General features: G+C 38.6%; 18 protein-coding genes, 1 pseudogene and 1 riboswitch. Of the genes and pseudogenes, 18 read left to right on the top strand and 1 reads right to left on the bottom strand.

Annotated elements, in window-relative coordinates; genetic code table 11:
• The first annotated feature begins 740 nt into the window (after positions 1-740).
• From DFO72_RS13160 to DFO72_RS13235, 16 genes and pseudogenes are all read left to right on the top strand, one after another.
• Complete coding sequence (locus DFO72_RS13160) at positions 741-2,393, top strand: NlpC/P60 family protein (protein WP_113882110.1); 1,653 nt, start codon at positions 741-743, stop codon at positions 2,391-2,393.
• A gap of 700 nt (positions 2,394-3,093) precedes the next feature.
• Entirely contained in the window at positions 3,094-5,025 is a 1,932-nt protein-coding gene (locus DFO72_RS13165) for a BglG family transcription antiterminator (protein ID WP_113882111.1), read from the top strand.
• A 379-nt stretch (positions 5,026-5,404) separates the two neighbouring features.
• Positions 5,405-5,713 carry a PTS sugar transporter subunit IIB gene (locus tag DFO72_RS13170; RefSeq protein ID WP_113882112.1) on the top strand — a complete coding sequence of 103 codons (309 nt, stop codon included), beginning with the start codon at positions 5,405-5,407 and terminating at the stop codon, positions 5,711-5,713.
• Between the two features lie 21 nt (positions 5,714-5,734).
• Entirely contained in the window at positions 5,735-7,075 is a 1,341-nt protein-coding gene (celB, locus tag DFO72_RS13175) for a PTS cellobiose transporter subunit IIC (protein ID WP_113882113.1), read from the top strand.
• A 200-nt stretch (positions 7,076-7,275) separates the two neighbouring features.
• Positions 7,276-7,596, top strand: a complete 321-nt coding sequence (locus tag DFO72_RS13180; RefSeq protein WP_113882114.1) for a PTS lactose/cellobiose transporter subunit IIA — start codon at positions 7,276-7,278, stop codon at positions 7,594-7,596.
• A gap of 210 nt (positions 7,597-7,806) precedes the next feature.
• Entirely contained in the window at positions 7,807-9,297 is a 1,491-nt protein-coding gene (locus tag DFO72_RS13185; RefSeq protein WP_113882115.1) for a family 1 glycosylhydrolase, read from the top strand.
• Between the two features lie 12 nt (positions 9,298-9,309).
• Entirely contained in the window at positions 9,310-9,582 is a 273-nt protein-coding gene (locus DFO72_RS30700) for a GmrSD restriction endonuclease domain-containing protein (protein ID WP_113882116.1), read from the top strand.
• Positions 9,525-9,989: a DUF5655 domain-containing protein gene (locus tag DFO72_RS13195; protein ID WP_134177247.1), complete on the top strand. Its 465-nt coding sequence runs from the start codon at positions 9,525-9,527 to the stop codon at positions 9,987-9,989. The genes DFO72_RS30700 and DFO72_RS13195 overlap by 58 nt, the downstream gene beginning before the upstream one ends.
• 46 nt (positions 9,990-10,035) lie before the next feature.
• Positions 10,036-10,161: a zinc-ribbon domain-containing protein gene (locus DFO72_RS30705; protein ID WP_113882160.1), complete on the top strand. Its 126-nt coding sequence runs from the start codon at positions 10,036-10,038 to the stop codon at positions 10,159-10,161.
• A gap of 41 nt (positions 10,162-10,202) precedes the next feature.
• A pseudogene (locus DFO72_RS30710) lies at positions 10,203-10,373 on the top strand (helicase associated domain-containing protein); the annotation flags it as partial.
• A gap of 756 nt (positions 10,374-11,129) precedes the next feature.
• Positions 11,130-12,203, top strand: coding sequence for a Wadjet anti-phage system protein JetD domain-containing protein (locus DFO72_RS13210; RefSeq protein ID WP_243856147.1), 1,074 nt, complete (start codon positions 11,130-11,132; stop codon positions 12,201-12,203).
• The gene (locus DFO72_RS13215) at positions 12,194-13,705 is read left to right on the top strand and encodes a hypothetical protein (RefSeq protein ID WP_243856148.1); all 1,512 of its coding nucleotides are present in this window, start codon (positions 12,194-12,196) and stop codon (positions 13,703-13,705) included. The genes DFO72_RS13210 and DFO72_RS13215 overlap by 10 nt, the downstream gene beginning before the upstream one ends.
• Positions 13,702-14,451, top strand: a complete 750-nt coding sequence (locus DFO72_RS13220) for a DUF6063 family protein (protein ID WP_243856149.1) — start codon at positions 13,702-13,704, stop codon at positions 14,449-14,451. Before DFO72_RS13215 ends, DFO72_RS13220 begins: the two co-directional genes overlap by 4 nt.
• Positions 14,429-18,889, top strand: a complete 4,461-nt coding sequence (locus DFO72_RS13225; RefSeq protein WP_113882121.1) for a hypothetical protein — start codon at positions 14,429-14,431, stop codon at positions 18,887-18,889. The genes DFO72_RS13220 and DFO72_RS13225 overlap by 23 nt, the downstream gene beginning before the upstream one ends.
• A 74-nt stretch (positions 18,890-18,963) precedes the next feature.
• A riboswitch (SAM riboswitch) is annotated at positions 18,964-19,070 on the top strand.
• A 104-nt stretch (positions 19,071-19,174) separates the two neighbouring features.
• A complete protein-coding gene (locus tag DFO72_RS13230) occupies positions 19,175-19,753 on the top strand; it encodes an O-methyltransferase (RefSeq protein ID WP_113882122.1) in 579 nt (192 codons plus the stop codon).
• 25 nt (positions 19,754-19,778) lie between these two features.
• A complete protein-coding gene (locus tag DFO72_RS13235; protein WP_113882123.1) occupies positions 19,779-20,162 on the top strand; it encodes a PH domain-containing protein in 384 nt (127 codons plus the stop codon).
• Between the two features lie 34 nt (positions 20,163-20,196).
• On the opposite strand, the gene DFO72_RS13240 is transcribed toward DFO72_RS13235, so the two are convergent.
• Positions 20,197-21,573, bottom strand: coding sequence for a PLP-dependent aminotransferase family protein (locus DFO72_RS13240; RefSeq protein WP_113882124.1), 1,377 nt, complete (start codon positions 21,571-21,573; stop codon positions 20,197-20,199).
• Between the two features lie 92 nt (positions 21,574-21,665).
• Here DFO72_RS13240 and DFO72_RS13245 point away from each other — a divergent pair, with 92 nt between their 5' ends.
• Positions 21,666-22,238, top strand: a complete 573-nt coding sequence (locus DFO72_RS13245) for a GNAT family N-acetyltransferase (protein WP_113882125.1) — start codon at positions 21,666-21,668, stop codon at positions 22,236-22,238.
• 69 nt (positions 22,239-22,307) lie between these two features.
• The gene (locus DFO72_RS13250; RefSeq protein ID WP_113882126.1) at positions 22,308-23,498 is read left to right on the top strand and encodes a PLP-dependent aminotransferase family protein; all 1,191 of its coding nucleotides are present in this window, start codon (positions 22,308-22,310) and stop codon (positions 23,496-23,498) included.
• Positions 23,499-23,545 lie beyond the last annotated feature (47 nt).

A 23,545-nucleotide genomic window follows, 5' to 3' on the forward strand; every position in this document is an offset into this window, starting at 1 on the left:
TCCTTATTTTTTATGGCTTTTTTTGATTTAGGTCTTGATAAAAAGATTTTTCAAAATGGATTCTTTTTATTTATCGTAAAATGCTGGGTTAGGGGGTATTTTTGATCGAACTTTTAAGGCAACATTAGATACAGAAATCATGAAAATAAAAAATACCTTAAGGGAAAAAGGGTACCGCGCTAAAATGGATTCTTTGAATAATGAGTACCAGCTGCAAAGCAATAAATTGTAAGACCAATATGAAAAATTAGAGTTAATGAGAATCAGCGTTACCAAGTGGTCAATAAACGGTCCCAAGATTCAATTTCCTTATTAAAACTTAGGCTCAAGTCAGTTGGATATATTTTTTCCTTATACAACACTCGAATCTTAAAAGCATTGATTTTATAGATACTGATTGTCTTATCAAGTATATAATACAAAATGCAAAGAAAGAGTTCAAAGACGTTACTCTTAAACAAACCATTAAAGATATAAAGCATCTACTACATTTCCTTATAAATATTAGAGGGATTAAGCACCCACCCAAAATTGATCTCTCTCTCCAAAATATAGACTTATGGACAAGACTATAATACTCTCAATCTTATACAATCATTCCGAAAGGACCAATCTTGTAGGTGGATGAAATTTACGCTATGATATATTTAATAAAATAAACTATAAAATGGGAAAACCCCAAGAGCACACAGTGATCACCTAACTGTGTCTCTTGGGGTTCTTTTGTTTGGAGGGAAGTCATGAAAAGGTTAGCAACTTTATCAGCTGCCCTGGCTATAGGAGTAGGCAGTCTCCCAGGTCCTGTCCTTGCAGAAACAAACAGTACTGTTTCTAGGATTGAGGTACAAATTGAAGGTATACAGCAGCAAGTAGTTAAAATGGATAGCACCATTAATCAATTTCAGAATGAGAAGGCAGTCTTAAAAAATCATATCGATAAATTAAAAACGGCCATATTAGATTACCGTGAGAAGATAAAAGAAGCTAGAGAGGAGAGCCTTCGACTGGAAACTGACATTCAAGAACTAAAACTAAATATTAAGCTACTTCAAGATAGAATTTCTTTAATTCCAACTTATGATTCAACACTTTTGCCTTTTCACCAGAGGATCCAACCGATTCCTTCAGCATTGGAGACGAAAAGACAGATTATAACTGAAACCGAAACACTTAATATATTAATAGAGAAAGAAGAAGCAATTACATCTAAATTAGAAAAGCAACAAAGCCTGGAACTCGAACTAAAGGGTATGGCTGAACTTTTAAGTGAGCAAAGAGCTGAAAAAGATAAGCTTCTTTCGGAATTAGAATTTAAAGAAAAACAAAATCTTGAAGCTAAAGAAGCCTTGGAAAAAGAAAGCCAAATGCTCTCTAAACAAAAAACAACTATTGAAAAGGCGATTGAAAATGAAAAAGCACGGAAGAATGGGAATTTAGGAGATTTACAAGTTGATAAACCTAGCACATCAATTTTTGTTCCATCGTCTCCTAAAGGCCAGGTACCTCCTGAATACATGAAGTACTATCTACATGCTGAAAAAGAATATGGTATCCCTTGGTACTACTTGGCATCCCTACATGGAATAGAAACTGATTTTTCTAGGCACCCAACAATGATTTCATCGGTAGGAGCAGTTGGTCATCTGCAGTTTATGCCGGCTACATGGGTAGGACATAAATATGAAACAAGCGGCGGGTTAGTCGCCTCTGACATTGATATAACAGATTTAGCTCTTATTAAAGCGGGTTCTGGATACGGAGTAGATGCAGATAATGACGGTATAGCAAGCCCGTGGAGCATCGCAGATAGCGTAGCTTCTGCCGCTAAGTATCTTGCTAGTCATGGTTTCAAAAAAGATGTGAGAAAGGCGATATGGCACTATAACCACGCTGTTTGGTATGTTGATAAGGTTATTGCACAAGCAGAAGTATACAAAAATAGCATAAAGGTTAGTGAAGATGGTGAAATCAATATAACTGCTGTTGCAAACAATGAGGTAACTACTATAGGTAACCGGTGGATAAATAACTCAGTCTATGTCTTTGGGGGTGGAAGAAACCAAAACGATATTAAAATGGGAAGATTCGATTGTTCCAACTTTGTCCATTGGGCATTTTCTCAGATCGGTGTTAAATTAGGGGAGTTAACATCGGTCAGCACTGAAACACTTAAACACATGGGTACTGCCATTAATGTGGAGGATATGCAGCCGGGTGATCTAATATTCTTTGACACATACAAAAAGGATGGCCACGTGGGTATATATTTAGGCGATGGGGACTTTATAGGGGCTCAAAGTTCTACTGGAGTAGCCATTGCAAATATGAATAATGGCTACTGGAAAGAAAAATTTAATCATAGGGTAAAACGCATTGATTACGTCAAAAAATAATTTTGTATAAATAGTTGTTAGAAAGCAGAAGGAGCGTTTAAAAGCTTCACCTGTTTTTTTAGTTGATATATGAAGAGATGCATCTGTTCTGTTTTCGATCACTTCAGCAAGTACACTGACACAATCTAAATAAACATTAAGTCCATAAACTAGCATAAGTCAATTTTAACTCTTTCCGGTTCTACATCCAATAATTTAGCTATATTCTACGAAACCTAGCTGATACAATGTGAAGTTCCATTATTTTTTAAATTGCAAAGTACTGCATAGTCATGAATATCTTTTATTGGTATTTGTTGAAAAAAGAAACACCTTGTCTTAATCAAAAAAAGCAGTATTATAAAAAGTAAGATTGAAATTATATGATGTTTATGAAATGTAACCGGAGGGATGGTTTCCTTGTTTCGAATGAAATAATAGCTACCATCAATACTTGGAATTGTCGTTGTATGCATTATAGATTGAAAATATAGATAAGTCGTTTATATGAGTATTCGAGACATATCAAATGTATCTGCCTCAAGCATTTCTGCAGGAAATTGAATTGTGAGGGATTTACGAATTCAAGGTAAAAGTAAATCTATTATTGGATAAAAGGACGATCAGAAAGTGTACTTTGGAGTCAATGGCAAGGGAAGAGAACAACTAAAATAACAAATAACTTTATTCGATCAACTCATTAAGAAAGGTGAGTAGATAAATGGTCTCGAAACGACAAAAAGACATCGTGTTATCTTTAATGAAGGCAAAAGAACCTGTTTCAGCTGAATGGATGGCAAAAGAACTTGGTGTCAGTGACAGAACGATTCGCAACGAGATTAAGGAACTTCAATCACAAGGATCCTCGTTAGGAATCATCATTGAGTCGGTTCGAGGAAAAGGATATCTATTAAATATTAAGGATTATGAAATGTTTGAAAAGGAATATAATTATAATGCGAATGAAGCCATAGATGAAAATAAATTGGATTTTTCTGAACAGGAAAATCGGGTTTTGTACATATTAAAACGATTTTTATTAGAAAAGGAACCAATCAAAATAGAAACTCTTGAGGAGGAGCTATTTGTTTCCAAGCCTAAGGTTCAAAATGACTTAAAAATTGTCCGTGAAATATTGGAAAGTTATCAATTGAAGTTAGTTACCAGACCGCATTATGGTACACAGGTTGAAGGCGATGAATATATGAAACGACTATGTTTATCAAATTATATTTTAAGCCGAAATAGCAACTTAATCATTGAAAGTAATTCTTTTCACTTTTTGGACGAAAAACTGTTTGAAAAAATAAAAGAAATCATCATAAAAAAAGTGAATGAATACAAAATTGAGATATCAGACATAGCACTCGAAAATTTGGCGACCCACATTACAATTGGATGTAAGAGAATCGAAGAAGGTTTTGTCATTGAAAATCTCGAACATGATTTAACAGGAAAATACCCCTTTGAAAAAATTGTTGCCAATGAAATTGTAAAAGAAGTTGAGGCGTTTACGGGCTTTAAATTCCCGAAATCTGAAATAAACTATATTATTGTCCATTTGTTGGGGACAAAATTAATTCACAAGAATACGTTGAAAGAATTTAGTCAATTTGATGAGTTAGGCAGCATCATGCATTGCATGCTGGAAAGATTGAAAACCGACTTAAATTGGGATTTTTATGAAGACGAAGAATTCATTCAAGGGCTGACTTTGCATATTCGTCCAGCAATGAATCGGTTGCGCTATAACATGAACATTCGCAATCCTTTATTAAACGAAATTAAAATGAAATATCCCAGCGCCTTTGAGGGTGCTGCCATTGCGAGCAGATGCATTGAAGAATATTTAGAGATTGAGGTAGGAGAACACGAAATTGCTTATATTGCATTGCACATAGGAGTGGCGTTAGAAAGAATGAAGACAAGGCAGAAAATGCCAAAACGGGTGATTGTGGTGTGTGCTTCTGGTGTTGGAAGTGCAAGACTATTGTATTATCGTTTGCAAAATGTATTTAATGATGAAATCGATATTGTGGCTTCAACCAATTATTATCAATTAAAAGAATACGACCTATCCTCTATTGATTTTATTATTAGTACGATTCCAATAAAAGAAGATTTAGACGTTCCAGTACAAGTGGTCAACACATTTTTAGGAGAAGAAGATATTGAAAAAATTCGGGAAGGCATATCACCTGTAAAAAAGAATGAGGAACAGAGCTATTTAGATGATTCAAGAGTTTTTATTCACAAAAACTTTGAAGATAAAGAAAGCGTTATCCGTTTTTTATGTGAAGAATTATGTAGACAAAGGCTCGTCTCCAAAGAATACGTAAATTCGGTGTTGGAAAGGGAGGAGCTTGCTCCAACCAGTTTTGGGAATCTTGTGGCCATCCCTCATCCACTTTCACCAGTAACAGAGGAAACATTTTGGACTATATGCACGTTAAAGAAACCAATCGAATGGACTGATAAACATATGGTTCAATTTATCTGTTTGTTAAATATAAGAAAAGTACCTAATAAGGATGATCTGGAAAGTATGTATAAAAGGCTCATTGCTTTAATTGAAAACAGTGCCACAGTCAAAAAAATACTAAAGAGTGAGTCTGCTGAAGAAATTATAAGGATTTTAACTGTTACTAACTAATATGGAACATTAACGGATAATATATATCTTTACAACGAAACAAAAGCTGATAGGATCCATATTAAGACATTGATTGCTGCAAATGAAGAAGAAATTTAATAGGAAAATAATAAGGGTATTCCAGAAGGAGTACCCTTTTTTAGGTTACGGGCATATTAGCGGAGGATCATTTACAAAACAAAAACTTTATTTTAGTTTCCATTCATTTTTCCGTTACGTAACGGAAAAATCATTTCTGTAAAATAAAACGCTTTCAACATAAACTATAAACAGAAGGTGATTAAAGCACTCTTAAAATAGTTGCCAAATTTAACAGTTTAGATTAATTGGCTAATTGTTTTTTAAAAAAACCATTGTGGATAATAGGAGGAATAAATAAATGCATATTTTATTATGTTGTGCAGCCGGGATGAGTACAAGCTTGCTGGTGACTAAGATGGAGAAAGCAGCCCAAGAACAAGGTTTAGAAGGGAAAATTTGGGCGGTTCCGGCTAATCAAGTCAATCAACACATTGACAATGCTGATGTCCTTCTTTTAGGACCACAAGTTAGATACTTGCTTTCAAATATGAAAAAGTTAGGTGAAGAAAAAGGCATTCCAGTGGATGCAATCAATCAAGTCCACTACGGAATGTGTAATGGAGAAGAAGTTCTAAAAACAGCAATAAATTTAGTGAATACTAAGTAATAAAAAAAGGAGAAGAAGATTATGGGTAAATTCAACAGCGTATTAGAAGAGAAAGTCATGCCTGTTGCAGCAAAGATTGGTGCACAAAGGCACTTACTGGCTCTTCGTGATGGTCTCATTGCCACTATGCCATTCATTGTCATTGGTTCATTATTCTTGATCCTGGCTAACTTACCAATCCCGGGTTATGCTGATTGGATGACTTCTATTTTTGGTCCAAATTGGGCCGCGAAATTAAATTATCCAGTAGATGCAACTTTCAATATCATGTCAATTATTGCAGCATTCGCGGTGGCTTACCGATTAGCAGAAAGCTATAAGCTTGACGCGATGAGTGCGGGTACTATTTCAGTTGCTGCTTTCATATTAACTTCACCATTTAATTTCTTTTTTACTCCAGCTGGAGCTGAAGCAGGAATTATGGTAACTGGTGCGATTTCAAAAGCTTTCTTAAGCAGTAAAGGTTTGTTTGTTGCGTTACTATTTGCAATATTATCAACAGAAATTTATCGTTGGGTCGTCAAAAAAGATATTGTTATTAAAATGCCAGCAGGCGTACCGCCAAGTGTTGGTAAATCATTTGCAGCTTTAATTCCAGGATTTATTGTTCTTCTTGTGGTTTGGGTAATACGTTTACTTGTTGAACTGACTCCTTATGAAAGTATCAATGGTTTAGTCACGACCCTTTTAGGTGACCCGCTAAAAATGGTAGGTCTTACTCTAGGAGGAACCATAGTTGCTGAATTATTCGTAACTGTACTTTGGGCTACTGGATTACACGGTACAAACATCGTTAAAAGTGTAATGGAACCAATTTGGTTTGGTGCTATGGGTGACAATATGACAGCATATCAAGCTGGTCAACCTCTGCCACATATTGTCACACAACAATTCTGGGATAACTTCGTCCACATCGGTGGAACGGGTGTAACATTTGGTTTAGTTCTTTCAATGTTATTGTTTGCTAAATCTCAACAAATGAAAAGTCTTGGTCGTTTGTCATTTGCTCCTGGTATCTTTAACATTAATGAGCCATTAATATTTGGTTTGCCAATCGTGTTAAACCCACTCATGATCATTCCATTCGTCCTTACTTCAATCGTTACCGTGATTGTAACCTTCATTGGAATGGATATAGGATTAGTAGCAAAACCTACAGGTATTGCAGTCCCTTGGACAATGCCGCCAATTATCTCAGGATATCTTGCTAGTGGCGGACATATTTCAGGTGCAATCATGAATTTAGTTAACATCGTTATTTCATTTTTAATATATACTCCGTTCTTTAAAATATATGATAACGCGAAGAAGAGAGAAGAAGATGCCATGAACGCAGGTGAAAGGAAAAATATAATCGCGTAGGAAAAGGATGCAGACATTAGTTTGACTAGTGCCTGTCCCTTACAAGTAAAATGACAATAACGGTCATTCTACTTCTAATAGAATTGGAAATATGATCTTTGATAAGATGTTAAAAAACTTCTAGATTTTAATATATAACTAAAATTGATAGAGGAGGGGAATGTTCCCCTCCTAGTAAATCATTTGAAAGGCTGTTAATCATGAATAAAGAAGAACTTTACAATCTTGCATTTCAATTAATCCTTCATGCAGGAAATGCTAAAAGCTTGGCAATGGAAGCGATGCAGGAAGCTAAAGCAGGCAATTTTGATGAAGCAGAAGAAAAACTAACCGAAGCAGATTCTGCCTTTAATGAAGCACATCATGTTCAAACTGACTTAATCCAAAAGGAAGCAGGCGGATCGGAATTCGATTTTCCCCTTATTATGGTTCATGCACAAGACCATTTGATGACCTCAATGACTCTAAAAGATTTGGCCAGAGAAATCATCGAGTTGCATAAACTAATCAAAAAGGCTTAAAACAAAACTCTCCTCCAGAATAGCCCAACTTATTTTGGGCTTTTTTTATTCAAAATAATTTTCGCATACAAATCTTGCAATGATAGTAAGGGAAGAAATTTGTATATGAACCCATAGTCATTCTAATTAAAGAAATATAAAATGTGCAGTTACTACTATTTAATCCGTTTAACAATTATTTTAATGCATTTAGAAAGGAAATGAACTTTAATGAAAAAGACATTCCCGGAAAATTTTTTATGGGGTGGAGCTACAGCTGCAAACCAATATGAAGGTGGTTACAGTGAAGGCGGAAGAGGGCTTGCAACAAGTGACTTCATAACAAATGGTTCTGCAGACCGTCCAAGAAAAATTACAATCAAGCTAAAAGATGGCACAAAAACAATGGTAAACCGACGACCTGCTGGGGATCCCAAAATTGATACCATACCGGAAGGCGCATCAGGCTATATTGATGAAAATGTTTATTATCCAAGCCATAAAGCTGTTGATTTTTACAACCATTACAAAGAAGATATTGCCTTATATGGAGAAATGGGTTTTAAGTGTTTCCGGTTATCTCTTAGTTGGTCTCGTATCTTTCCAAAAGGTGGAATTGAAGGGGAACAACCAAATGAGGAAGGGTTAAAATTTTACGAAGATGTTTTTAAAGAGTGCAAAAAATATAATATCGAACCATTAGTCACTCTTTACCATTTTGAAACTCCTGCTTATTTGGCGAATCATTTTAATGGTTGGGGCGGTCGTGAGACGATTGCCTGTTTTTTAAGAATGTGCAAAGAAGTCTTTACAAGATATAAAGATTTAGTTAAGCATTGGATCACCATTAACGAAATTAATGTATTAAATGGTTACGCCTTTATGGGAACCAGGGAGGCTACTGCCCAGGTACGTTATCAAGCAAAGCATCATATGTTTGTTGCGAGTGCCCTTGCCAATAAGCTTTGTCACGAGATCATTCCAGATGCAAAGATTGGCTGTATGGTTGCATTAAGCTCCATTTACCCGAAAGATTGTAAGCCGGAAAATGTATTCGGAGCTTTGGATTATCGAAGAGGAGCTTTGATTTATTCTGATATTATGATGAGAGGATATTATCCATCTTACGCCGACCATTTTTTTGAAGAGATGGGGGTAACCATAAAAAAAGAACCAGGAGATGACAAAATAATCAGGGCGTATCCTTCGGATTTTTTATCATTTAGTTATTACCGCAGCAGTGTATACCATACTGAAATCGTTCAGAATACCGATACAGGCGGACAAATGGGAGATGTAAATCCTTTCGTAGAAAAAACTGAGTGGGGTTGGGCCATTGACCCAATTGGGTTAAGATACACCTTATCTGAACTTTATGACCGGTATCAAAAACCTCTCTTTATTGTTGAAAACGGAATGGGAACCATCGATAAAGCGGATAAGGATGGGTATGTGGAGGATGATTATCGGATCCAATATTTCCGAGATCATATTGCAGAGATAAAAAAGGCGGTTACTTTAGACGGTGTTGACTTAATGGGCTATACACCATGGGGTTGCATTGATTTAGTTTCAGCAGGAACTGGAGAGATGAAAAAACGATACGGTTTTATTTATGTAGATATGGACGATGAAGGAAATGGAACATTAAAAAGAACAAAGAAAAAATCATTTGATTGGTATAAAAAAGTGATTGCAACTAACGGAGAAGACCTTAGTTAATGGCAAACAAGCTTGGATTCTGATTGGGAAACAGTCCAATTTTCATACCTTCATACTTTAGGAAATCTAACTTTGACCGGATATAATTCTGAATTAAGCGATCGCCCGTTTTCTGAAAAACTCTTACTTGAAGGGGGCTTCAAAGATAGTCCCTTATGGTTAAATCGTAGTGTCTCCAAATATAAAACTTTGAGTAAAGAAACAATTGAAGAAAAAAAGCAATTACCTTGGCGGAGCGAGCAATCAGTGTCTGGCAGTCCCCTTCTCTTACAGAAGATGTTTTAAGACTATATCAGAAAAAGGAAAAAACAATAAAATCAAAAACAGATTATTCACTTGATCAGCATATTAGTGCATTTAGTTCTGAAACACGTCAGTTATATGATTTATTAAAAACTAGAATTTTAAACATTGATAGCTCCGTGCAAGAAGAAATTAAAAAATTTTATATTGCTTTTAAGTGCGGTAATCGAAATTTCGTAGACTTATCACCAACAAAACAGTCTATAAAGCTGTGGTTGAATTGCAAATTTGGAGAATTACATGACCCAAATCAACTTGGACGAGATGTGACTGATATTGGCCACCGTGGAAATGGTGATATTGAAATTATCTTAAAACCTGCGTCTAATTTACAATCCGTTATGGATCTTATTCAGCAGTCATTTAGATTGAACTCTGATTCAGATTGAATACAAAGAGTTTTATATTTTTGTATCTTCCTCAATTTGTTAACACCTGTTTGTAGAAAGCAATAAAAAGGTTTGGTGGAAATGTAAGGATAGTCATGAATGGAGAGCTACAATCGCGAGAAGAGTTAAAGGTCCAACCTGTCCACATTGCAGTGGAAGGCATAAAAAGTAACCACTTAATGAAGATATGTGGATGAGTAATATGAACAAGCCAAAGCTTACTACCTTCAACACAATAATTTAAACGTAAAAGCTACCTATGTTTGCAATAATGGATTTAAGTTAGGAAGTTGGATCAGAACACAACGAAATAGTTATAAAAATAACGATCTTACTTTAAAACGATGTAAGTTGCTTGAAGAAATTGGTATGATATGGAACTAAACTCCAGGAGCCAAGAAAAGCTAATTACTTTTTTGGTGGTAAAATCCAAGCAAACGGGTAGCGTTAGTTTAATAACGATCTTCAAAAAACGGGCGCTATTCTTGAATAGAATAGTGCCTAAAATGCAATACAGTAAATCTGAAAAGAAAGGGATTGGAAATAGTTTAGACTTTCATGTCTCGAAAAGAGTGTAAAGGACGGAGTTTAGATTTTCCTGTACAATCGGTTAGACTTTTTGCAAAAGAGATAAAGAGGAGTAATGTATTAATTTCTATCGAACACAACAATTCGTATAATACTTATTTTACGAATAATACCAAAAAAGGCAAATGTTTGGTATTATGAATATAAACCCATATATATTCAGGAGGAAAAATGGATAAAAAGGAACTCTATAAATATAGAGAAAAATTAATGGAATTCGTATTTCTCCAAAATTATAACAATGAATATAACATAATTAATAACAACTTCAGTGGAAATTCGTCGATTTTGCGATATATGAATCTATCATGTGCTAAAGACTTTTTCATCTTTATAATTTGTCCTCTTCGCCTCTTCCAAACTCAAATAGGATTACCAAAAAAAGGTGCATGCCCTCTGTTAATTTTATACGTTAACAAGTGTGGGGCAAGCACCTTTTTACTTCCTTCCATTTTAAAATCCAATTACCATCAACTCCACAACTAGTTTATAATAAGAATGATGTCTGCCTGAGTTATTGCAGTCTCTAAAGACCCCAAGATGTTTAAGAAGGTGAACAAAATCAACATCATTGAAACAAGGGTGAGAAGTTTCATTGAAGATATTCAGCACCCGAAGCAAAAGAAGAAGTTAAACATAAACGATTTAGAATTTCAGCTGCGAAAATTGCTGGATGATTATTACGAAATGGATGGTTATTCGCTTTTTTATGAGGCTATTCAATCATTGCAAATGGATGGGCAGCTGACCCCTATACATAATAATCAATACAATGGGAAAACACCGTCCTTGCCTTTATATTACTGGGTTAATGTGAAAGCTCAAGCCGACAAATGGGACCGGCTCGGGATGATGAAGCTGAGTGATCTGTTCGATTTTTCATTTTATGAACGGCACCCGGAATGGCAGACGAAAGAAGAGTGGAGCCGAATCCAGAATTTATATGCTTTTCTCCAATCCAGCGGTGAACGGGAAACCGTTTCACTCGAGGAGAGAAGCCTGGAGCTGTTCGGCCATGAAAAATTCCTGCAGGACGGGATCAGTTTTCCTGATGGAAAAGGCTTTTTAGAGAGAATTGGAATATCGGAAGAACAGCTTAATGTGGTGAAATACGGGGAGCCTTTTGTATTTTGGATGAAGCAGGGAAAAGAAATCAAAGATATTCAGAGAGTGCTGATTGTCGAGAATCTATCATTCTTTCATACTTCCATTCAATTATTGGAAAGTGATCTGCTTGATTATGAGCCTGAACTCATCATTTATGGGGAAGGAACTAAAATTGAACGGAGCTTTTCGTTTTTCTTTAAAGTTTTCCCGGCTAAATCGTATCTATTTTATTATGCAGGAGATCTTGATGCGGCAGGGTACGGGATCATGACCCGGCTGATTGAAAAATATCCGGATTGCTGTATTCAGCCTGCATTAAAGATTTACCGTAAAATGCTCGAATGTATAGATCAAAGAAATGAACAGAAATCAGGCCAGCTTCAATACCTTAAATACCGAGATGCATTCTTTCAGTGGTTTACCGAGGAAGAACGGGAACTATTAATGCACTTATGGCAGGAAAATAAACGGATTCCTCAGGAAGTCTTAACAATTGAAACATGGAGGAGATGGATGTGAACGAATCATGGGAAGGATTCGCTCAGCGGATGCAGCGATTGAACCCGCTGTTTGAGCTCGGGAGAGGAATGGAAGTCGGAGAGCTGAAGCCTCATATCCAAACGATTCTGATGCAGGTGCTCCTTACCATTTTTTATCGGGAATTGAATGATGATGATCATCGGAGAAAATCGGATATTAAGTATATGGTCGAAGATACAATTAAGCAAATGAAGCTTTTGGCCGATGAGAAACAGGTTGAACGGATCACAAGCGGGCTTCTGTATCAGGGGAAAGAGGAGTACAGCAGACCTTTTGAAGCCCTATATTACGATGAAATCAGGCAATCATGGGAGACTCAGGTTTTCCGCTATGTGACAATGGATGAATTATATACGAACCTGGAGATGGGCGGATCCATTGTCTACAAGCTCACCGATGTCTCACAGGAGATGATTTTCATGAGCAGGGAAATGGCAGAGGAATTCTCAATCACTATTGAACAGCTTTATAGTATGCAGCTGATAAAAAACGGTAATTTCCGCAAAGCTACTCGAAACCTCGATCACCTCATTTCACGGGTCAACCGCTTAATGGCAAAAGAATTTTCCTTTCAAAAAGAAATGATCAACAATCCCAAAATCTTATTGATGGAAGAAGAAATGCAAAGGGCTGATAACCGTTCGGAAATTGAAAAGCAGTTCGAAGAAGAGAAGAATCACTTCCGCACGATCAGCAGCATGATTGAGAAAACGAAACGAAGAAATGAGGAAGATGATCTTATTCAAAAAGAATTGATCCTTCTCCAGGAAAAGATCGGTCATACTAGGCAATTGCATGACCGTTTCGCCAAGCTTGTGATTCAAAATATCTCCTATGAAATGAAGCTGAAAGCGGAAAGCCCGTCCCTGTTTTGGGAAACGAGCCTTGTGTCATTCAGGGAGCATATTTATGAGAACTGGTTCATGAAAGAAGGGTTTTCTTCATTCGATAGAGTTGAAAAAGTATTAGGTCCTTTATTTTCGCCAAAGAATGAATTTATCTTGCCTTTGGACTGGATTTGGGGAGAGCAGGAATTTGATGAAAAGCAGCTGACAGAGGTAATGGAGGAAGAAGTGCAAGAGGAAAGCATTACCCATCAGAGGGTAACGAACTGGGATTCTGTCATCAAGGCCTGGAGCTATGTGTTTCAATATTTGCAGACATACGGAGAGTTTTCTTTGGCTGATTTAACGACATTACCGCTCGAAGTCCAGGATTTATGGTTTGAAGAATCGGAAACGATTGATTTATGGATGATGTTTGATAAAAAGCCGCTGAAGGTTCAGGTGCTGCATCGGAAAGAAGAGTCGTTAAGTGATGAACGGGAGATTCTCCTCTATAAACTGATGCAGGAATATCCTCAATTCCAGGTGTTTGAAGGCTTGAAAATATATACCGAGTTTGATCATCGGGCGGAACCCTTCCTCTGGTATCAAATGAAAATCACTCCGTTTAAAATTTGTGTACAGGAGGAGAAATGATGAGTGCAGAAAGTATCAAGAAAGCATCAGCGGTTTATTTTACTCTATTAAAAGACAAAGTCATCGACGAAAACAGCGAGCACTTTCAGGCGTATTTCGATCCTGATGTAAGACAGACGGTTCTTTTATTGGCAGACGAATCCGGTACCTTTATCATTGAATCGCCAAAACGGATTCAGCTCGTCGTGCAGCCGACTGGTTCTGTTTTTGCTACAAATTTTACTCATATGAAGGATAGGCATAAGCAGGTTGAAACTAAGAAACACTTTCACCTGATGAGCGTAGTCATTATGGCATTCCTGGCAAGCATCGACCGCAGCCAGGCGGCTAAAATCCGTACCAAGCGGGAAGGGATTAGCTTCTATACTCTTGAACGGCAAGTAAATGATGTCATTATGAATTGGGACAGCATTCTTAAATCAAAACCTGATTTCGGAGAAGATGAAAAAATTGATATGAAGGACGTCGTGACAACATGGAAATACATGGAGGTCGACACGGATGATTATGGATCTAAGAAGGCCAATCGCAGGACGCGTATCGGTTTGATTGCAAGCAGCATGCGTCTTTTGGAGACAGAAGGACTTATTGTCATTCTCGATCGGGAGGATATTCCAAAGGCGATTCCGAAACAGGAATTATTTGAGCGGATTGAATATCTGTATCATGATTATGACCGTTATGAAATGTTCAAGGAATTAATGAAGACAGAGGAGGATCAGCATGCCGAAAATCCATCGAATTAGAATTGCCGGCCTGAAATATGATGGCATGCAAAAGCAATACAAAGATACAACATTTAACTTCCATAATGAGGAGACCTCCACAAATGGCCTTATTTCCATGATGAATGGAGGCGGGAAAGGGGTTTTCCTGCAGACCATTTTCCAGATTCTTAAGCCAGGAACATCTTGGGGAAAGCAGAACAACCGCTATTATCAGCAATTCTTTTTTAATAATAAAGAGCAATTCATTCCTTATACCTTTCATGTACTTATGCAATGGGAACTCGACGGGGCTGACAGCAGGCATTTGGTGACGGGCGGAATGTTTTCAGCAGAACAGCGGATTTCCATGAACGAAGAAGGCGGAGAAAGCAAAACGCTTGAACAGGAAGCGAAAATTGTCCCGAATATTATGTTTTATACAAGGGAGTTTGAACGGAAAGAAGAAGCATCCCTTGAACATATTCCGCTCTATGAAGATGGTGAACTGGCTGATACAGAAGGCCTGAAGGATTATTTAAAATGGAATGGCTATGATGTCTACCGCGATACAAAGAAGCACTACCGCATCCTTGATACATACGGCATTAACCGCAAGGACTGGGATATTATGAAAGACATTAACAAGGATGAGGGCGGCGTCGGAAAATTCTTTGAAGGTGCTGAAGATGATCACTCCCTGTTCCAAAAGCGGATTATTCCTACAGTCAGTCAGGTCATGCACCGGACGGAGCATCAGAAGAACGATCTGGTGGAGATTTTTAAGAGTCAGGCAAGCATTGCAAAGGACCTGCCTGTTTTGCTGAAAAGAGAGCAGGCTCATAAAGAGTTTCTGGAAGATATTCTTCCTTTTGAAGAGAGTCTGGCAAAGGGCATCGGGCATAAAGAAATTGTTGAGGACAGCATAATGGTCGGGAGACAGCTGCTTGGTGCTTTGGAGCATTTGAAGAAAACGGAAGAAGAAACACTCATTGGGCTGGAAAAGGAAATCGAAAAACTAACGGGCAAGCAAGTGGAACTGCGCTTTCAGAAAGATAACCTTGAGTACGCAAAGGCTCACCGGGAAGTGCTGGATTGGGAGAAGAAACTAGGGGAAGAGCAGAAGAAGCATATAAGTCTGCAGGAAACGGTGAAAGAAAAGCAGGAGCGAAAAGATGAGCTGGCTTTTCATCTGTTATTGAAAGAATGGAATGAAGGGGAACAGAGCATTCGCGCGCTTTCCCAGCAGATTATGAAGCTAGAGCAGAACAGCGGCCTAGAGCAAGTGAATCAAAGAATGGATGAAATCAAAAAAGAAGCTGCACAGCAGTGGGAAAAATCCTCCGCGGCTATTAGGGAAGCTGTTCAGCATTATTCCGGATATCAGAAGTTTTTAAAGAAAAAAACAAACGACCTGTCTAAGCAGGATAAGCAAAAGACCCAGGAGATTGCCCAGCTTAGTACGGAAATTGATTTTCTTTATACTCAAATTCATGAATTTGAATCAAAAGAAGAACATCTTATCAAAGAATTCGGTGATCGCTTAACCTATGATTTACAGGGCTTTATCGAGAATCTTAACAAGCAGATAGAGACCAAAAAAGCAGCTCTCGAGGATTTACAGGCAAAAGAGAAACAATCGAATGAAAAGCAAAATCAGCTTGCATCTGCGCATGGTACGCTCGCTCAATCCATTCAGTTTTCTGAAGAAAAGTGTGAAGAGTTAAAGATGAAAAGTGAAGAGCAGCAACGAAAAGAAGCGAAGCTGTACGACAAGCTGCAAGGTGTGCTGAATGATGTCTCAGGACAGTTCACGAACGCTCTTTTATCCAAATATGCCCTGCAGGTGGAAGATCTCCTCGTTCAAAATCGTGAGCAAGTGGAAGAAATGAAGAAAGAGCTCTGGGAAACGCAGCTGGATTATGCTTTGAATGATGAGCATTTCTGGATTGCGAATAATGATGTGAAGGAACTGAAGGAATGGATTGATGAGAAAACAGGGATAGATGTTTTTTACGGCTCACAATTTCTCCAATCTTTAAAACCGGATGAAATGGCGAGTCACATGCTTTCTCATCCGCTGCTTCCCTATGGCTTAGTGGTCAGCAGACCGCAATGGGAAAAAATGAATAAACAGGTCCTTGCAGGAAGAATGTTTAAGAGCCCTGTCCCGATTTTTATGAGGGAAAAAATGGCGGGCAAAAATCAGCAAGATACCTTTGTGATGATCACCGGTGCGGAGAAGGAACTTCTGACAGATAAAAATCAGTTCACGAACTGGAAAATTAAGATTGCCAAAGAAATAGAAGAAAAAAAAGATACACTTATAGAAATGGAAAAAACAGAGAGTTCTCTCCGTCGTATTTTAAAAGAAATCGACCGTTTCCTTTCCAATGACCTTGCGGGTGATATCGAAAGAACGCTGCTTCAGGAAAAAGAAGCCCTGCTTTCCAAGAAAACGGAATTGCAGGCCATCATCGTGCAGGAGGAAAAAGAAAAAGAACGGCAGCTGGGACTTAGAGATCAGCTTGAAAAGACGAAGGAAAAGATTGAAAATCTATCTAAAGATGTGGAGTCCCTGGAAAACTTTAATCGTGAAAAGTCGCTGCATCATGAAAATAAACGGGTAAAGCAGGAAAAAGAGAAACAAAAGGTAGCTTTCGAAAGTGTACAGAAAGAGCTTGCAAACGAGCATCAAATCATCGTTGATCTGCAGGAAAAGTGGAGCCAAACGTACTTGGAATGGAAACTATCAGCCGAGCAAAATATTAAGGAGATTAGCTTCTTTATAGATGGTGCGGTGTTTCCAGCCGCTGGGAAAGCAGAAGCTTCTGATGAGGTTCCGCGATTATCATCACATATGCTGGAAGAAATCATTGGAAGCATTGAGGAGCTTAAACAGCTGCAAAAATCAAAAGAAGAACAAGCCAGTGAATTGCTGGCGATCCAGGCGACAAGAGAATCGGAGCAAAAACAGCAAAAGAAGCTGGAGAAAAAACTTCATGCTCTTAACGAAGAGTGGAAGGATGCACCTATACCGGATGAACCCATGAGTATTTTGGAAAAGATGGTTCAGACAGCTGCAAAGGAATCAAAGGCAGCAGAGAAAGAAGAGCGTGAGCAGGGAACAGCTGTAACAGTTGCTGATACTTCTTTAAAGCATGCGAAGGCGCAGCGCGATAAGACTGTTAAAAAAGTGGCCAAGCATGATAAACAGCCAGAAGAATGGGAAGAACTTGATCTGGAGATGAAGACGGTTGAGATTACTGACCAGACCAAACAGACGAATGCAGAAATAAAGAAAACGGAAGAGCGTAAAAAAGAGACGGAGCAAAACATTGCTGAGTTTGAAAGCAATCAATTACATCTATCCGTAATCCTTAAAGAGGAAGCAGCAGCTTTTACGGATGAAGATATTGAAAAAATAAAGAGCCAGGGAAAGCAAAGCATCATTTCCTGGAGTGAAAAACATCAGGATATCCAGGATGAAGGCCTGGAGAAGCACGCAAAAATTGAACAATCCCTGCGCAATTTAAAGCTCAATATTGAAGGAAAGGATTGGGAAATCCGCTTTAAGAATGAAGTCTTAACTACGCTTGATCATATGGATACAAGGCATTATGCACATATTCAAAGTGTGGTTCAAAACATGAAGCGCTTTTCACAGAGCGGCTTAGAACAGTTGGAACGCGATAAAGAACGGGCGGAGAAAGCGCAAAACTTCTGGGCCAGTCGTGCGAGCATGAAGGTGCTGAGTATTTCGGAAGCGATTCGCTCGATGATTGCAAAAATGAAGCTTAAGAATGAACGGGGTTCTTTCCCGCTCGTCCAGCTCAAAGAAGACATCCTGCCTAAAAAGGCGGAAGATATTGAAGCTTTACTGAAACAGCATTTTGTTTCGGCCATTAACAAAATTACGAAACGATTCGAGATGATTGATGACAATAATCTGGAGCTGGATCAGGAAATCAAACAGCTCATCAGTGATGAGCAGATTTTATTTGTCTCCCTCAGGAATCGTTACCCGGAGCTGCTGGTATATAATATGCGTACTGATAATGCCTTCATGTACGGAAAACCGCAGCGTGAGCATTATTCAACCTGGCAGACGATCAACCAGGGTTCAAAGACTAAATCCGATGGCAGCGGCGGCCAAAAGCTATCTGCCCGCATGGTCATGATGATGATGCTTCTTTCGGTTAAGAGTGAAACCGATCAAAGCTGGGTTCCATTAGTCTGTGATAATCCGTTCGGCCAAGCGGCTTCTGCACATGTGCTTGATCCGATTTTTGCTGTAGCTGATAAGCTTAAGTTCCAATTTATCGTCGTTACTCCGCCTGAATTGGTGAAAACAGAAATCAGCCAGAGATTCGATGCGTATTATAAATTGGATTTCATCCGGGAAAAAGGGAAAGAGATTGTGTCGGATACGATTGTTCCGGCGTTTCGAATTTATCAGGGAGAGGAAGCAGTTCATTAGATTAAAAGAATTAAAGTATTGCTATCTTGTAAAAAATATGCAATACTTGGTTGAAAATATATATTTTATACAAATTCTTATCCAGAGAGGTGGAGGGACTGGCCCTGCGAAGCCTCAGCAACCCCTGATTATGTCAGGAAGGTGCTAATTCCAACAGAGTTGAAGCTCTGGGAGATAAGAGGTCGTTTTTGATAGTAAAGGCCTCTTATAAAGAGGCCTTTTTTTGATGTCTTTTTAGTTTGAGCTTGGTTTAAATAATAACGAAGAAAGAGGAGGAATGGCAAAATGGAAAACGGCGTTATACAGGTACCGGAAGCATATTCGAGGATATTACAGGACTCTGATGTGCTGGGTTTCGGACAATCATGTGATCGGAAAACAGGGTTTTTACTAAAGGGGCTGGCTGCCTCAAAACCAGGAGGAAGCTTTTTGGAGCTGGGCACAGGTACGGGGGCGTCTGCTTCCTGGATCATTGATGGGATGGATGAAGGCAGTAAGCTAACGACGGTTGACATAGATTCAACAGTGCAATCCATCGCGAAAAAAAACCTCGGGTATGACAGCAGAATCACATTTTGCTGTGAGGACGGTGCAGCTTTTATTCGAAACCTATCAGAAAGCTTCGATTTTATTTTTGCAGATACGTGGCCAGGGAAATTCGAGCTTCTGGACAAAACCCTGGATCAATTAAATATCGGCGGTTTTTATGTGATTCATGATGTGTTTCCGCAGCAGAAATTGCCTGAGGAATTTAGGATCAAAGCCACTAAGCTTCTGAAAACTCTGCAGGACAGACCTGACCTTGACATTACAGAATTGGATTGGTCTACTGGACTGATATTGGCAGTGAAGACTGCGGTTTGATAGTGAAATATGAGGGGGGCGTTCCATGAAGAGTGATATAAATCAGGTTAAACATGTATTGCATGAAGATGAAAACATTATTGAATGTTTAAGCTGTTCATTAGTGGCTCATTTCTGTTTAGCACCTCATCCAGGCTTCTTTGCAGCAACGAACAAAAGACTGCTGTTTTATGGAATTCCTGCATCAGGGACAACCAAGGAATTAGTTGAAGAATTTGCGTATATCAATATAACTTCCATTGAAGAAAAAAGGGGTATCACCGGCAAGCATATTCATATGTATTATAACCAGGACTTGTATAAATTCCAGCAAATCCAGGGGATGAATATGTTTGATTTTATGGCAGCGGTTAAGGAAAAGATGTGCATGTTTGCTGCTTCGGCAAAAGAGCGTTATCCCGTAGGATAAGCGCTCTTTTAAATAGTGGAATATATGGCTTAACTTATTTGCTCAGATGACTTTTCCATGCTTTAGCGATTAACTGGACCCCTTTCTGAATCTCGTCCATTGAGGGGGCACCATATCCAATCATCACTTGATGATTTGGCTTTTGAAGCTGATACATAGGTGAGACGGCATCCATTTCCACACCGCAGGACTTCGCCAGTTCAATGGCCATTGCTTCTTTTAATCCTTCGGGTAATGTCACGATGATATGCAAGCCCGCTGTATCACCAATTATGTCAAAGTGGTCACCTAAGTGTTTTGACAGGCTTTCTATCAAACAGCTCCGCTTGGCTCGATATAACGTTCTCATTTTTGCTATATGAGATGTATAAAGTCCTTCTTCTATAAATTTTGAAGCAACTTGCTGATCAATTCTAGAAACATTCGACTTTTGGTAAGCATTAAATTTTTTAAAGTCCTGCTGCAGTGCTGCTGGCATAATCAGATAGCTGATCCGAAGTGATGGCAGCAATGTTTTTGAAAAGGTGCCAAAGTACAGTACCCGCCCTGTTGAATCCAAATGGGACAATGCTGGAATTGGTGCACCTTTGTAGCGAAATTCAGAATCATAGTCATCCTCGATAATATAAGCGTTCTGTTTAATTGCCCAATTTAACAGCTCAATTCTTCTGGCAATTGACATAATTGAACCGGTAGGGTATTGATGAGCTGGTGTCGTATACAATAATTTTATTGGCTCATCAGCATCAGGCACACAGCATCCTTCCTCATCTACAGAAATCGGATAACAAGGCAGCTGTAATTGATCAAAAACAGATCTTGCCCGAATAAAACCTGGATCTTCTATTCCGATGGCTTTCCGCTTAAAAAACAAACAGACATTTAGCAGCTGCTGCTGAAATCCGCTGAATATATACACTTGCTCCGGCTGGCAGGCCAGCCCTCTAGCTTGCTGCAGGTAGTGTGCAATTTGAAAACGCAAAGAATATTCACCCTGCCACGGGGCATTGCTGGCATTGGATTCCTTAAGCTCTTTTCGATAAAGTCTATTCCATTGTTTGTAGGGGAAGGCAGAGGCATCAATCTGCCCATTTTTAAAATTAATGAGAAACTCATGCTGATCTCTTTTCTCCAGGTCCAATGCATTAATCTGACTATAGTGCATTTCATCCTGAATTTCAGAAACAAAATAGCCTCGGCGTTCTGCTGAATAACAGTACCCTTCACTCTGCAATTGTTCATAAGCCACCTGAACAGTTATAATGCTTACGTTTAATTGTTCAGCCAGCCGCCGCTTTGCAGGGAGTCTTGCATGAGCTGTCAATCTTTTTTCCAGAATCGCCAGCCGAATTTGTTCATAGATTTCTTTATACTTTATTCCATTTTCCGAAAGCAAAATTTGAATTTCCATCGAATCATTCCCTGGTATTATATTAAAATTCATTTTTGGTTATTTTTATCATACCAGAATTCGGTTTTAATTGATTCAAGGAGAGTGATAGCATGCAGAAATTAGAAAACAATGTTGTGCAATTAATTCCTATGGAACTTGAGCATGTTGAAGGAATTTGTGAAGCAGCTCAGGATAAACGGATATGGGAGCATATGTCTGTTGATTTAACTGAGAAATGCCGGGTCATACATTATGTCAAAGATGCCATACAAAAACGGGAGCGAGGTACCGATTTTGCTTTTGTCATTGTCCATAAAAAAACAGGGACGATCATCGGTGCTACTTGGTTTCTCGATATTTCAGCCCAGCATAAACATCTTGAAATCGGCTCCACTTGGATGAACCCTATTTATTGGCGCACGGAGCTTAATACAAACTGTAAATATTTATTATTACAATACTGTTTTGAAGAACTTTCACTTAATCGCGTCCAAATCAAAACCGGACATGAAAACATCCGATCACAGAAAGCGATAGAACGAATCGGTGCCGTAAAAGAAGGCCTTCTTCGGAATCATATGATACGAAAAGAAGGGACCATTCGTCATACTGTCCTGTATAGTGTCATAAAGGAAGAGTGGGGAAAAGTAAAGAAACATTTCGAGGATCACTTGCTTTTATAGGTTTGGTGGAGCATCTCAGGCAATAAGTTTATAATGAATAATAAAACTGCCGGAAGGATGTAGATTCAAGTGAATGCTGGTTCTTTTTTTCCTGATAATATCAAAAAGGCGCTTCAGAATACTCCCCCTGGGGAGTGGATTCCGGAAATTCCAGATGAGTGTATAAGCCTGCATTGTGGCTATCCAGCTCCTGCCCTTATGCCTGATGAAGAGGTAAAGGCAGCTGTTACCAGTCTATTAGAGGAAGAACATGATTTGCCGCTCCATTATATAGGAAGTCCCAAAATAATAAAACTCAAGGAACAAGTTTTAAAGAGATTGAAAGAGCGGGGTATATCTGTTGCAGAAAAAGAGCTTTTGATCACTTCAGGTGCATGTCAGGCGATCGATTTGATTGCCCGCATTCTCCTTAATGAGGAGTCAATCGTGGCAATAGAATCACCTACTTATATGGAGGCTTTAGAAATTTTCCAAAATTACACCAGACATATAATTAGTATTCCTGTAGACAAGCACGGACTTCAAACAGGTGTATTGGAAGAGATTCTAGAGGAAAGGAGGCAAAAAGGGTTCACTCTGCCGCGTTTTCTTTATACGATCCCAACCTTTCAAAATCCTACAGGCACGACGATGTCAGGAGAGCGCCGGCAGCATGTATTGGAGCTTGCCAAAAAATATAATTTCCTAATAGTTGAGGATGATGCTTATGGGGAATTATCATTTAATAAATGTTTCCCCACTCTAAAAGCAATGGATCAATACTCTCGAGTTCTGCATGTCGGTTCGTTATCCAAGATAGTGGCCCCGGGCATGCGTATAGGATGGATAGCGGGAGCAAGCGAAATAATCCATGCATGCGCCTGGTTTAAAAAAGATTTGAACCATCCGTTTGCTCAAGCTGCGATGGCAGTTTATTTAGCAAACACGAATCTTAATAATAAACTGGTAACCTTGAGAGATACATACCGGTCTAAAAGAGATGTTCTGACCTCCGCACTGGAACAGTACTTTCCTGAATCAGCTTCCTGGTATGTGCCCGAGGGGGGGTACTTCCTGTGGATGAAAATTCCAGGTGCCGATACATCGGAACTGCTGACACATGCCCTGGCAGAGGGGGTATCTTTTATTCCTGGCAAGTACTTTTACATAGATCAGGCAGCGGGAACGGAATTTCTGCGCCTTTCCTTCAGTTATGCGGATGAGAAGGAAATAACAGAGGGTATTCGCAGGCTGGGAAAAGTCACAGAGGCCTATCTTTAAATGAAAATATTCTATGGAACTTTCAAAAATGAAGAGGAATAAAGTAA

It is taken from the genome of Cytobacillus oceanisediminis (assembly GCF_004366035.1).
Classification (GTDB): domain Bacteria; phylum Bacillota; class Bacilli; order Bacillales; family Cytobacillaceae; genus Cytobacillus; species Cytobacillus oceanisediminis_C.

Excerpts from the sequence above, each read along its gene's own strand:
- DFO72_RS13160 (WP_113882110.1), top strand. The coding sequence starts at position 741 with ATGAAAAGGTTAGCAACTTTATCAGCTGCCCTGGCTATAGGAGTAGGC.
- DFO72_RS13165 (WP_113882111.1), top strand. The coding sequence starts at position 3,094 with ATGGTCTCGAAACGACAAAAAGACATCGTGTTATCTTTAATGAAGGCA.
- DFO72_RS13170 (WP_113882112.1), top strand. The coding sequence starts at position 5,405 with ATGCATATTTTATTATGTTGTGCAGCCGGGATGAGTACAAGCTTGCTG.
- celB (WP_113882113.1), top strand. The coding sequence starts at position 5,735 with ATGGGTAAATTCAACAGCGTATTAGAAGAGAAAGTCATGCCTGTTGCA.
- DFO72_RS13180 (WP_113882114.1), top strand. The coding sequence starts at position 7,276 with ATGAATAAAGAAGAACTTTACAATCTTGCATTTCAATTAATCCTTCAT.
- DFO72_RS13185 (WP_113882115.1), top strand. The coding sequence starts at position 7,807 with ATGAAAAAGACATTCCCGGAAAATTTTTTATGGGGTGGAGCTACAGCT.
- DFO72_RS13215 (WP_243856148.1), top strand. The coding sequence starts at position 12,194 with ATGGATGTGAACGAATCATGGGAAGGATTCGCTCAGCGGATGCAGCGA.
- DFO72_RS13220 (WP_243856149.1), top strand. The coding sequence starts at position 13,702 with ATGATGAGTGCAGAAAGTATCAAGAAAGCATCAGCGGTTTATTTTACT.
- DFO72_RS13225 (WP_113882121.1), top strand. The coding sequence starts at position 14,429 with ATGCCGAAAATCCATCGAATTAGAATTGCCGGCCTGAAATATGATGGC.
- DFO72_RS13230 (WP_113882122.1), top strand. The coding sequence starts at position 19,175 with ATGGAAAACGGCGTTATACAGGTACCGGAAGCATATTCGAGGATATTA.
- DFO72_RS13235 (WP_113882123.1), top strand. The coding sequence starts at position 19,779 with ATGAAGAGTGATATAAATCAGGTTAAACATGTATTGCATGAAGATGAA.
- DFO72_RS13240 (WP_113882124.1), bottom strand. The coding sequence starts at position 21,573 with ATGGAAATTCAAATTTTGCTTTCGGAAAATGGAATAAAGTATAAAGAA.
- DFO72_RS13245 (WP_113882125.1), top strand. The coding sequence starts at position 21,666 with ATGCAGAAATTAGAAAACAATGTTGTGCAATTAATTCCTATGGAACTT.